At 43.4% G+C, this 12,598-nt stretch carries 11 protein-coding genes and 1 riboswitch; all 11 genes read right to left on the bottom strand.

What is annotated here, in order from left to right:
* Nucleotides 1-14: 14 nt before the first annotated feature.
* Nucleotides 15-1,166 carry an iron-containing alcohol dehydrogenase gene (locus tag PG086_RS00885; protein ID WP_270747262.1) on the bottom strand — a complete coding sequence of 384 codons (1,152 nt, stop codon included), beginning with the start codon at nt 1,164-1,166 and terminating at the stop codon, nt 15-17.
* 185 nt (nt 1,167-1,351) lie between these two features.
* Entirely contained in the window at nt 1,352-1,798 is a 447-nt protein-coding gene (locus PG086_RS00880) for an SP_0198 family lipoprotein (RefSeq protein WP_270747261.1), read from the bottom strand.
* Nucleotides 1,799-1,888: 90 nt separating this feature from the next.
* Nucleotides 1,889-3,139 (bottom strand): bifunctional folylpolyglutamate synthase/dihydrofolate synthase, encoded by a 1,251-nt coding sequence (locus PG086_RS00875; protein ID WP_270747260.1) that lies wholly within the window; start codon nt 3,137-3,139, stop codon nt 1,889-1,891.
* Between the two features lie 206 nt (nt 3,140-3,345).
* Complete coding sequence (locus tag PG086_RS00870; protein ID WP_000017624.1) at nt 3,346-3,651, bottom strand: DUF1292 domain-containing protein; 306 nt, start codon at nt 3,649-3,651, stop codon at nt 3,346-3,348.
* Nucleotides 3,652-3,666: 15 nt separating this feature from the next.
* Entirely contained in the window at nt 3,667-4,086 is a 420-nt protein-coding gene (gene ruvX / locus PG086_RS00865; RefSeq protein ID WP_002876031.1) for a Holliday junction resolvase RuvX, read from the bottom strand.
* A 3-nt stretch (nt 4,087-4,089) separates the two neighbouring features.
* On the bottom strand, nt 4,090-4,356 hold the full coding sequence (locus tag PG086_RS00860; protein ID WP_000507059.1) for an IreB family regulatory phosphoprotein: 267 nt from the start codon (nt 4,354-4,356) through the stop codon (nt 4,090-4,092).
* A gap of 86 nt (nt 4,357-4,442) precedes the next feature.
* Nucleotides 4,443-5,012 carry an SP0191 family lipoprotein gene (locus PG086_RS00855; RefSeq protein ID WP_007518958.1) on the bottom strand — a complete coding sequence of 190 codons (570 nt, stop codon included), beginning with the start codon at nt 5,010-5,012 and terminating at the stop codon, nt 4,443-4,445.
* 66 nt (nt 5,013-5,078) lie between these two features.
* Nucleotides 5,079-5,477 carry a transcriptional regulator Spx gene (spx, locus tag PG086_RS00850; protein ID WP_000591165.1) on the bottom strand — a complete coding sequence of 133 codons (399 nt, stop codon included), beginning with the start codon at nt 5,475-5,477 and terminating at the stop codon, nt 5,079-5,081.
* A 134-nt stretch (nt 5,478-5,611) separates the two neighbouring features.
* Nucleotides 5,612-8,272, bottom strand: coding sequence for a magnesium-translocating P-type ATPase (gene mgtA / locus PG086_RS00845; RefSeq protein WP_270747248.1), 2,661 nt, complete (start codon nt 8,270-8,272; stop codon nt 5,612-5,614).
* A gap of 195 nt (nt 8,273-8,467) precedes the next feature.
* Nucleotides 8,468-8,619: riboswitch (M-box (ykoK) riboswitch) on the bottom strand.
* Between the two features lie 55 nt (nt 8,620-8,674).
* Nucleotides 8,675-9,736: a M24 family metallopeptidase gene (locus tag PG086_RS00840; protein ID WP_212576465.1), complete on the bottom strand. Its 1,062-nt coding sequence runs from the start codon at nt 9,734-9,736 to the stop codon at nt 8,675-8,677.
* The gene (uvrA, locus tag PG086_RS00835) at nt 9,729-12,560 is read right to left on the bottom strand and encodes an excinuclease ABC subunit UvrA (protein WP_084921164.1); all 2,832 of its coding nucleotides are present in this window, start codon (nt 12,558-12,560) and stop codon (nt 9,729-9,731) included. The genes PG086_RS00840 and uvrA overlap by 8 nt, the downstream gene beginning before the upstream one ends.
* Nucleotides 12,561-12,598 lie beyond the last annotated feature (38 nt).

The raw sequence follows: 12,598 nt of genomic DNA, 5'->3' as shown, positions 1-12,598 counted from the left end.
TTTCACTTTATGAATCAGAAGAGTTCTTTGTATAGTGCAATAGTTTCTTCTAAGGTTGGCATAAATGGATTTCCAGGTGCACAGGCATCGATCAAAGCATTCTTAGAAAGGTAGTCAAAGTCAAAGTCTTTTTCTTGGATACCGAGTTCAGTTAGTTTCTTCGGAATACCTACTGTTTCAGACAGTTTCTCAATTTCAGCAATAGCATAGTCAGCGCATTCCTGGTCTGTTTTCCCTTCAACATGGAGTCCCAAGGCCTTGGCCACATTGCGAAAAGCTTCTGGTACACGCTTGGCATTTTCTCGCTCTACAACTGGAAGAAGCATTGCACAGCAGACACCATGTGGCAAGTTATATACCGCACCGAGTTGGTGAGCCATAGAATGAACATATCCCAAACCAGCATTGTTAAAGCTCATACCACCGAGGAAGATGGCATTGACCATCGCCTCACGCGCTTCGATATCTTGGCCATTTGCCACAGCACGAGGAAGATACTCCTTGATGAGTTCAATAGCTCCGATAGAGAGTTTCTTGGTCACATTATAAGCACCTGGTGTTACCAAGGCTTCGACAGCGTGAGTAAGAGCATCCATACCTGTCGCCGCTGTCAATCCTTTCGGTTTTGAAAGCATAAGTTCTGGATCATTGACAGAGATAAGGGCAAGGCTGTTCTTATCAACCATTACCATCTTGACCTTGCGTTCTTCGTCAGTGATGACATAGTTGATGGTGATTTCTGCAGAAGTTCCTGCAGTTGTATTGATGGCAACCACTGGTAACCCTTTTTTAGCCGACTTATGAAGACCCTCGTAGTCTTGTGGTTTTCCACCATTTGTAGAGATGATAGAGATACAACTAGCCGCATCCTGAGGAGATCCTCCACCAAGACTGATGATGAAGTCACATCCATGCTCTTTCAAGGCAGCGACTCCGTCTGTGACGTTCTTGCAAGTCGGATTTGGCTCCACATCGCTAAAGATCACATAGTCGATCCCTTCAGTATCTAGTGGTTTTAGGACCTTAGGTAAAATATCGCTTCCTTCGATGAACTTGTCTGTCACCAAAAGGGCTTTCTTATACCCTAATTCCTTGATATACGGACCTACTTCATTTACAACACCTTTACCGATAAGGTTAACTGATGGAACGTAAAATGTAGCCATATGCTTTTCCTCCTGCGCCTCTGCGCTATTTGATTATTTACCATAAGTATACGACCTTATAAGAAGTTTTACAAATATTTGTAAGCGTTTTAAGTAAAAAGTTAGTAAAGAACGGCCAGCTACTTTTCCAAGAAAAAAAGCTCCAAAAAGATATCTTTCATCTCATTGGAACTTTTACTTAATCATTATTGCTTCGTTAAGACTACTCGGTCAGCTGCCTCTCGGTCCATGTCATCGATAATCATTTGATTATCATTAACCGCGTAAATTTTAACATCATCTCCGATAATGACACGTTGATTTTCTGGTTCAAAGCTGACTTGCTTGATTTCCTTATCCCCATCTGGCTCGACCTCAGTCCATGTACCAGTTTTACCTGTTACAACAAGAGTGATTTGGTCATTCTCATCTTTTCCAGTATAGGTACCATCAATATTAGTCGGTTGAGCTGCCGCAGCGGTGTCCTGGCTTGAGGACTCCTGTGGTTGACTAGCGCTTGTTGCAGTACTAGAAGATGATTCTTGTTGAGAAGACGATTGCTGGGCAGGGGCTTGTGCCTTAGGTTCACAAGCTGCTAAAAGACTAAGAATTGCTAGGGAAGCAATAGAAAGTGTGAATGTTTTCGTTTTCATAGCGATCTCCTTTCTTTTGTGCCAATAATTTGCTGGAATCGTTTCCAGATATACCTCCTACCTACAGTATAGCAACATAAACCTATAAGGTCAACTAATCTCATCGCTTCCAACCAAACTCCCTCGGACTTCCGAGATAAAGTAGAGGGATCCCGTCACGAAAAGCAAGTCCTGGTCATTGGCCTTATCTTCAAATTCTCTGATAAAGTCCCCATAGGAAGGAATCAAATCATAACCCGCCACATCCTTTTCATCCAGAGAACCTTGGTAGTCAAAGCCTGTTACCTTAAGTTCCACCTGAGGCAACTGCTTAGATAGATAGCCTAGCATCCCCTGATAATCCTTGCGTTTAAGTGCTCCAAAAAGGATGCGGATCTGATAGCCTTGCTGGATTTTCCCCTGGATAAACTCTACTAGACGAGTCAAGGCTGGCAGATTATGAGCTCCATCTAGGTAGATTTGCGGACGAATCCGTTCCAATCGACCTGCCCAGTGGGTCTCTTGCAAGGCCCGTCTGACAAGCACTTCTTCGACCCTTTCACCTCTTGATGCCATAAACAGAAGAAAAGTTTCTAAAGCCAAGGCGGCATTTTCTTGCTGATAAGCACCTTCCAAACCGATTTCAAGCTGTGAAAAGTTTGCTAGCTTACTTGAAAAATCCCCAGCATTCAAGGTGAAGTCTCGCCCAGCTTGATAAAGTTCAACAGCTAACTCTTTTGCTCTTTTTTGACAGACAAGCTCCGCTTCTGGAGTAAGCTTGGCAATGACCGCCTTCTTTCCAGCCTTGAAAATACCAGCTTTCTGCTTGGCTATTTCCTCCAGGCTATCGCCCAAGGTCCCCTGATGATCTAGCCCAATCGAAGTAATAACTGCAATCTCTCCTGTTACGACATTAGTGGTATCAAGCAAACCACCAATCCCTACTTCTAGCAGAACCAGATCCACTCCCTGCTCTTTAAAGTAAAGCAAAGCAATCAGAGTCAGTAATTCAAAAAAGGACAACTGGTCATGGGTTTGCAAAAGCGTCTTTTCCATCTCATTGACTTGGTTGGCTATACGGACAAAGTCTTCCTCCGCGATTGGTTGCCCATTAATACAGATTCGATCATGGATGCTGATGATATGAGGAGAGGTAAAAGTACCAACTTTTTTACCATGAGTAACAAACAACTCCCTCATGAAGGCAATAGTTGACCCTTTACCATTAGTCCCTGTTACATGGATAATAGGATATGTCTTCTCAGGATTCCCCAACAAATCCACCGCTCGTTGCATTCGTCCAAGTCCAGATCTAAAGTTTAAACCAATCCGACTATGAAGCCATTCTTCTACTTCAAACATACATGTCTCCTTAACAAAAGTCCAATCAACTACCGCATCAAAGTATGATTACAAATAAAAAGTGAGGTCAGGACTAAAATCCCAACCTCTTACCTGGTTAGCTAATCACTAGCTACAATGAATTTCAACGTGGGCTAAAAACGTCCCCCGGACATTCCTGCGTTTCTAATTTCTGGCGCAGAACTAAAAATGTCCCCCGGACATTTTTACTCTTCCATAAAGCTGTTGAAGACTTCTTCAATCATGTTCCATTCGTCTTCTGAGTCTTCTGGGATTGGTTGCAATTCGCCTTCTGTTCCGTCTTCATTTTCGATGAATGAGTAAGCTTGGATTTCAACTTCACCATTTTCATCTTCTTCTGCATTAACTGGCACTAGCAGAACATAGTTTTTACCAAATTCTTCTTTCCCATCGATGGTCAAAAGAATTTCAAACAAGGTTTCATTTCCTTGCTCATCTACTAGTGTAATCAATTCACGTTCTTCGTGGTCATGGTTGTGATCGTGTGACATAGTTTCTCCTCTGTCTTAAAATTTTCTATCTAAATAATTTTGCAAAATCAGCTGAGCAGCCAACTTATCAATAACTTTCTTGCGTTTGTTACGGCTGATATCTGCTTGTTCAATCAACATACGTTCCGCAGCAACGGTCGTCAAGCGCTCATCCTGATAGTCTACTGGCAAACCAAAGAGTTCTTCTAATTTTGCTCCGTAAGCTTGACTGGCTTCTACTCGCGGACCGCTGGTATTGTTCATGTTTTTTGGCAAACCTACTACAAAGCGTTCTACCTTATAGCTGTCAACCAATTCCTTGATACGGTCAAAACCAAACTGGCCTTGATCCTCATTGATTTGGATGATTTCAAGTCCCTGAGCGGTGAAGCCTAGGGGATCGCTAATAGCCACCCCTACTGTTTTTGAACCGACGTCCAATCCCATAATTCTCATAGATTATAGATCGACTCCTTGTCCTTTAAGGTAGTAGCGTACCAGTTCTTCAACAATTTCATCACGCTCATACTTACGGATTTGATTTCGTGCATTGTTGTAACGAGGAACGTAGGCAGGGTCTCCACTCAATACATAACCGACGATCTGGTTAATCGGATTGTAGCCCTTGTCATTCAAAGAAGCATAAACATCTGTCAACGTTTCGCTAATTTCTTTCTTATTGGAATCATCCAATTTAAACCGTACAGTTTCTTCAGTAAATCCCATTCTAACACCCTCTTTCTTTAGAATAGTACTATTATAGCACATTCCCTGACGTTCTACAAATAAGTCAGTCTATTAATTTGGATTTTCTATTGTTCTGTCGCCCCATTTGCCACTCTGTCTGCAATATATTGGCTAGGTTCGTTTTTTAAGAGATTTTCAAGACCGATATTTTTTAAATATTCGATCTGAGATGCCTTTTTGACATCCAATACTTGAAAATCATAAGTCGTTGTTGTCTGGATTTCGGTCTCGCTGAGTAGCTTGGTTTCCAGTGTAAATCCTGCTAGTTTGCGTGCCTCTTGGATGGTCTCATCCTTCTCTTCAGCTTCTTGAAGCGCTTTTTGCGTCTCCTCTAGGCCATTTTCAGAGATAAAGTTCTTGAGTTCATCCCCGACAGGTCGTTTTTGCTGAATGGTCAAGGTCAAAAATTGATTGCCTTTATAGGTAATAGTCTGAATCTGCTGCGTTCCATTTTCTGACTTCGGCATCAACAGGGTCTTGGTGACAACCGTATTCTTTTCGGCATTGTCCAAAACGGGAAGGTTTGATTGGATGGGGTCAGATGCTGTTGTAGAAGCAGCAGGGGTTTCCTTTTTTTGCCCACATCCCGCAAGCAAAAAGAGGAGGGCAAAACTAGCAATTAGTAACTTTTTCATAATTCCTCACATGATTTTAAAACAAAAGAGCAAACAAGGCCAGGAGTCACTCCCAGCCTTGATGTTTTATAGAGCTGCACGTAGACGTGCTTCTGCATTTTCTACATTACGGACAGAGCGTGGCAAGAAGGCACGGATATCATCTTCTTTATAGCCGACTTGTAGGCGCTTCTCGTCAACGAGAATCGGACTCTTTAAGATCCGTGGTGTTTCCATGATTAAGTTGAGCACTTCATTGACACTCAAATCCTCGATGTCAACTCCAAGTGCCTTAGCGTAGCGGTTTTTTGACGAAACGATACTGGCAATTCCATTATCTGTTTTCGTGAGAATATCTAATAACTCTTCTCTTGTAATTCCTTCTTTACCGAGATTTTGTTCTTTATAACTTAACTGGTGGGCATTGAGCCAGGTTTTCGCTTTTTTACAGCTAGTACAACTTGAGACTGTATAAATTTTGATCATGTACCTACCCCTTTCGCTACATGTTACTATCAGTTTAGTCTATTATACCATAAAAAACATCCGACTTGCGACCTATTTTTAAAAAAATTTAACTTTTTTCGCGATTTTCGTACTTTTTTCTTGACAAATTCAATTTATAACCAACTTCTAAATTTTTTGATATAGATTCGTTTCACAACTGTAACACTTATCATATAAAGAATTATTATCAAAAGCAAAAAGAGGAAATAAATTGGTTTCAAAGGGGTTAAACGAAGGAGGTTAGCAATTGCAGAATAGGGAAGGAAGGTCACAAAACTGGCTGCTAGCAAGGTTGTCCCAAGAACCAACCATGACGGACGGCTTTGTAAGAAGGGGAGTTTTGCTGAACGAAGCATATGGATGACCATGGTTTGGGACCACATGGATTCAATGAACCAACCTGTCTGGAACAGGATGATAAAGCCCGTTGCAGACTCTGCTCCGTGAACATAGGCTTGACCTGTCGTCATTGGGACAATGACAAAATAGAGCAAGATAAAGGTCAAAATATCAAAGGCAGACGAAATCGGACCCATCCAAATCATAAAGCGAGTAATAGACTTGGCTTCCCACTTATGAGGATGTTTCAAAAAGTCTTCATCCACATTATCAAATGGCAAGGCAATGCAAGAAAGGTCGTAGACGAGGTTTAACACAATCAAGTGAATCGGAGCCATAGGAAGGAAAGGTAAAAAGATACCAGACACTAAGAGTGACAGAATATTCCCGAAATTAGAGCTGACCGTCATCTTGATATATTTGGTCATATTGGCATAGACTTTTCGTCCTTCAACCAGACCTTTTTCAAGCACCATCAAATCCTTATCTAGCAAAATGACATCAGCTGTCTCTTTGGCAATATCTACTGCTGTATCGACAGAAATCCCTACATCTGCTACTTTCATAGAAGGGGCATCATTGATCCCATCTCCCATATAGCCGACACAATGTCCATTAGATTTGATTTGTAAAATGATTCGTGCTTTTTGATCCGGAGAGAGTTTAGCAAAGACAGTCACCTTCTCAACTGCTTGTGCTAACTCTTCGTCCGCCATAGCATCAATATCAGAACCCAACAAGATTTGATCAACGTCTAAACCAACTTTTTCGCATACTGCTTGGGTTACCTTCTCATTATCCCCCGTCAAGATCTTGGTTTGAACACCACACTCTAATAAAGCTTGGATAGCAGGGGCTGCAGATGGTTTTGGTGGATCTAGGAAGGCAAGATATCCTGTTAGAATCATTTCCTTTTCATCTTCAACGGAGTAAGCAAAACCTTCTTTTAGACCTGTTTTATAAGCGACTCCCAAGACTCGTAAGCCCTGTTGATTGAGTTGGTCCACTTCTTTTAAGATTTCCACTCGGATATCATCCGTCAGAGGGCTAATCTGACCTTGATATTCCACATGGGTTGAAATCGCAAGCATTTCCTCTAGGGCACCCTTGGTTACCAAACTAACAACTTCGTTTTCATCCTTGACGATGACACTCATCCGTCTACGTTCAAAATCAAAGGGCAATTCATCTATTTTTTGGAAGCTAGTATCCAAATTTTGTAGAATAGCGTGTTCTTTAGCTTCTTTTTCAGTTCTACTGATAATGGCACGGTCCATCAAGTTTTTCAAACCGGTTTGAAAATAGGAATTGAGATAGGCTCGTCTCAACACAGACAAATCCAAATCCCCATGTATATCCAAAGGATATTCAAGGACAATTTCGTCTTGGGTAAGGGTTCCAGTTTTATCCGTACACAGGATATCAATAGCACCTAGATCTTGTATGGCATTGAGTTTTTTGATAACGACTTTTTCCTTGGCCATGATAATGGAGCCTTTTGCTAGACTGGCCGTGATGATCATGGGAAGCATCTCAGGTGTAAGCCCGACACCCACGCTCAAAGCAAATACGCCAGCTTCCAGCCAGTCGCCATCTGTCAAACCATTGGAGAGAAATACGATGGGAACCATGACCAACATCAAACGGATTAAAAGCCAGGAGATACTGTTCATATCCCGTTCGAAAGAGGTAGGCTCGTCATAAGTATTGAGAGTCTGCTCTATTTCCCCCATCATGGTGTCATCACCAACTGCTAGAATCAAAGCCTTGGCACTTCCTGATATCACGTTGGTTCCCATAAAGGCGAGCGCTTCTGCTTCTAGCAGACTATCAAAATTTGACTGACTCATTTTTGACAAAGCCAATTTTTCAACCGAATCACTTTCACCCGTCAAGCCAGACTGTTGAACAAAGAAATCACGTGATTCAATCAAAAGGAGGTCTGCTGGAATCATATCCCCAGCACTCAATTTGACTATATCTCCAACGACCAAATCTTCAATTGCGATCTCTAAATTCTGGCCTTCGCGAATAACCGTAGCTGTATTCACAATCATTTTTGAAAGATTGGTCGCAGCCTTGTCACTCCGCAATTCTTGGACAAAGCGTATGCCACCAGAGATTAGAACGAGAACGACGATGATGATAGAGGTCGTCGGGTCTTCTTGCCCAGGCTTCGCCAACCAGACGTTGGTCACCATGGAGATCATAGCGATGACCAGGAGGATGATTGTAAATGGATTGATAATAGATTCGTAAATCTTTTTAAGGATACTGTCTTCTTGACCCTTGGTGATGGTGTTTTCGCCATATAGATCACGATTTTTCTCCACCTGCTCCTCAGTCAAGCCTGTCAGACTTGTCTTATAAAAAGATAGAGTTTCGTTTAAAGGTGTATGAATAGCTGCTGCTAATCTTTCTTTTGTAGTTTTCATTGGTTTCTCCTATCTGCATGAATGATGTGTTTCATACACAGAGACCAATCACTTTATAAGGGCAGAACGACACAAATCAGCGATTGGCTGTGTATGTGCGGTTCTGGGTGGTCGTCAATTTGCATCGTCTGTCTCCTTTCCCTGTTCTAAAACAGTAGAAAATCCTGCCATAAAATGGCAGGATTAAAAAACTAATTATCTGTTTTTTCGTTCAAGCTTTAACTCCATAGGGCAATGAAATGAGCTTAGTCTTGGCCTTCGCGACCAGGACTGTTGACCAACGAGTAGTGTCTCCACTGCTTTGCGGTAGTCATCCGTATCCCTATGGTAGCCTCACCTACCGTTTTCGTCTATCAGTATAAACCTTTAAAATATAAAAGTCAATGATTTATCATAATTTTCTTAAATAACAATTAATTCCTTCGGTGCTAGAGTCAACAATTCGCAACCGTTATCTGTAATTAAGATATCATCTTCAATACGAACCCCGTATTTACCTTCAATATAAATACCTGGTTCATCAGTCAAGACCATACCAGACTTAATGACTTCTTTGGAAGTTTGGCTAAAGTAGGGTTCCTCATGGATATCCAGTCCGATACCATGGCCAATACCGTGAGTAAAGTAGTCGCCATAGCCTGCATCGATAATAATATCACGAGGGATTTTGTCAAAGTCTCGGAAACCTAAGCCATCCTTAGCTTGATCAATCAAGGCTTGGTTGGCTTTCAGGACAGTATTGTAAATCTCTGCCTGCTCGTCACTGACATGGCCTAGGTAGATGGTACGTGTCATATCGCTGACATAGTGATCGTAGAGACAGCCGAAGTCCATGGTGATGGCTTCTCCCGCTTCAACTGGTTTGTGCATTGGATGGGCATGGGGTTTGGAAGAGTTGATACCACTTGCTAGGATTGTGTCAAAGGATAAGCCAAATGCTCCTAGCTCCCGCATACGGAAGTCAAGGAAGTTGGCAATTTCGATCTCAGTCTTTCCAGGTTTGATAAAGTCAAGCGCATCGCGAAAAGCTTGATCTGAGATGGAACATGCCTTACGAATAGTCGCAATCTCCGCTTCATCCTTAATCATACGAAGTGCTTCTACAAACTGAGTCTGTGGAAGCAAGTTGATCCCTGCAAACGCTGCCTGCATACGGTGGTAATAAGAGACCGAAATCTCGTCCTCAAAACCGATACGAGACAAGCCCATATCCTTAACAATGCCTGCAATAACAGCCAATTCATCGCGGTCAGCCACAATCTCAAAACCTGTCACTTCTTGCTTAGCAGCAATGATATAGCGAGAGTCTGTCACCAAGACCTGACGGTCACGGCTGATAAAGACTGTTCCATTTGAACCCCAAAAACCAGTCAGGTAATAGACGTTTTTAAGGTTGTTGATGATGATACCATCTAGTTCTTTTTCTTGCATTTTAGCTAGAAATGCTTGCACACGTTTATTCATGATGTAACTTTCCTTTCAAATAGTGTCCTGTGTAGCTGGCTTCGTTGGCCGCTACTTCTTCTGGAGTTCCTGTTGCGATGATGGTTCCACCACCGACACCGCCCTCAGGACCCAAATCGATGATATGGTCTGCCGTCTTGATAACATCTAGATTGTGCTCGATGACGAGGACTGTATTTCCATCGTCGACAAAGCGAGCCAAGACTTTAAGCAAACGAGCGATGTCCTCAGTATGAAGCCCTGTCGTTGGCTCATCCAGAATGTAGAAAGATTTTCCTGTCGAGCGTTTGTGGAGTTCACTAGCCAATTTCATACGCTGGGCTTCTCCCCCAGAAAGGGTGGTAGCTGGTTGCCCTAGCGTTACATAGCCCAGCCCCACATCCTTGATGGTCTGAAGTTTGCGTTGAATCTTAGGAATGTGTTGGAAGAATTCCACCGCATCGTTGACGGTCATATCCAAGACCTGCGAGATATTCTTTTCCTTGTAGTGAACTTCAAGGGTTTCACTGTTGTAGCGAGTCCCGTGGCAGACTTCACAAGCCACGTAAACATCTGGCAAGAAGTGCATCTCGATCTTGATAATCCCGTCACCTGAGCAGGCTTCGCAACGACCGCCCTTGACGTTGAAACTGAAACGGCCCTTCTTATAGCCTCGAATCTTAGCTTCATTTGTCTGGGCAAAAAGGTCACGTATATCGTCAAAAACTCCCGTATAGGTAGCCGGGTTGGACCTCGGCGTCCGTCCGATCGGGCTCTGGTCAATGTCAATCAAGCGGTCTACATGCTCAATTCCTGTAATCGTCTTAAACTTACCAGGCTTGTCTGAATTGCGGTTAAGCTTCTGGGCAATGGCTTTTTTGAGGATGCTGTTGATTAAGGTCGATTTCCCTGAACCTGACACCCCTGTCACTGCGATGAATTTTCCTAATGGGAAGCGAGCGGTAATATTTTGCAAGTTGTTCTCACGCGCTCCTGTCACTTCGATAAAGCGACCATTTCCGGAACGACGCTCTGCTGGCACTGGAATGGCACGTTTCCCTGACAAATACTGGCCTGTGATAGACTTGCTGTTGCGAGCCACTTGCTTAGGCGTACCTGCAGCGACAATTTCCCCACCAAAGGCTCCCGCACCAGGACCGACGTCGATTAGATAATCCGCCTCTCTCATGGTGTCCTCATCGTGTTCTACCACGATCAGGGTATTCCCCAAGTCACGCATCTTTTTCAGACTGGCAATCAGGCGGTCATTATCCCTCTGGTGAAGACCAATAGAAGGTTCATCTAGAATATAGAGTACACCTGATAAGTTGGAACCAATCTGGGTCGCCAAGCGAATACGCTGACTCTCTCCACCTGAAAGGGTTCCTGCCGAACGTGATAGAGTCAGATAGTTGAGGCCCACGTTATTGAGGAAGGTCAAGCGGTCCTTGATTTCCTTGAGAATAGGACGGGCAATGATGGCTTCATTTTCAGATAGAGTCAACTGGCTTACCAAGTCCAAGTGGTCTGCGATAGACAGGTCTGAGATTTCACCGATATGTGGCCCCTGCTCACCACCCACACGGACAGACAAGGCTTGATCATTGAGACGGTAGCCATGGCAAGTTCCGCAGGTCAGCTCATTCATGTAGAGACGCATTTGGGTGCGCGTGTAATCACTATTGGTTTCGTGATAACGACGCTTGATATTATTGACTACTCCCTCAAACGGAATGTCAATATCGCGCACACCGCCAAATTCATTTTCATAGTGGAAATGGAATTCCTTGCCATCAGACCCATAGAGAATCAAGTTTTTATCTTCTTCTGACAGGTCCTCAAAGGGCTTATCCATATCCACTCCAAAGGCTGTCATAGCTTGTTCTAGCATATTTGGATAGTAGTTAGATGAGATAGGATTCCAAGGAGCCAAGGCTCCCTCACGTAAGGTTTTGCTGGCGTCTGGCACTACCAAATCAGTATCAACTTCCAGCTTGATGCCCAAACCATCACACTCACTACAAGAGCCAAAAGGAGCATTGAAGGAGAAGAGACGAGGCTCTAACTCTGGGACAGTAAATCCACAAACTGGACAGGCATAATGCTCAGAGAAGAGCAACTCCGAATCATCCATAGTGTCGATAATCACATAGCCTTCTGCGATACGAAGGGCAGCCTCAATGGAATCAAAGAGACGGCTACGGATGCCCTCCTTAATGATAATACGGTCAACCACAACATCAATATTGTGTTGCTTGCTCTTGGATAACTCTGGCACTTCGGTCACATCATAAACTTCCCCATCCACACGAACACGAACATAGCCATCTTTCTGAATCTTTTCAATGACGCTCTTATGTTGCCCTTTTTTCTTACGAATGACCGGAGCTAATATTTGCAGGCGCTGACGTTCTGGCAATTCCAAGACCTTATCCACGATTTGCTCTACAGAAGAAGCCTTGATAGCCCCGTGCCCGTTGATACAGTAAGGCGTCCCCACACGTGCGTAGAGGAGACGCAGATAATCGTTGATTTCAGTCGTGGTTCCCACGGTCGAACGAGGGTTTTTGCTGGTGGTTTTCTGGTCTATGGAAATAGCTGGGCTGAGACCATCAATGGCATCCACATCTGGTTTTTCCATATTGCCCAAGAATTGTCGAGCATAGGCTGATAGACTCTCTACATAGCGACGTTGCCCCTCCGCATAGAGGGTATCAAAGGCCAGACTGGATTTCCCCGAACCCGACAAACCGGTCACGACAACCAGTTTGTCTCGCGGAATCTCCACATCGATATTTTTTAAGTTATGGGCACGTGCCCCATGAATCACAATTTTATCTTGCATCTTTGTTCTTTCTAGTCCATTATTGCTTTCCATTATAC

It is taken from the genome of Streptococcus halitosis (assembly GCF_027691175.1).
GTDB classification, from domain to species: Bacteria; Bacillota; Bacilli; order Lactobacillales; family Streptococcaceae; genus Streptococcus; species Streptococcus halitosis_A.
This window is presented reverse-complemented; position numbering and strand designations above follow the sequence as displayed.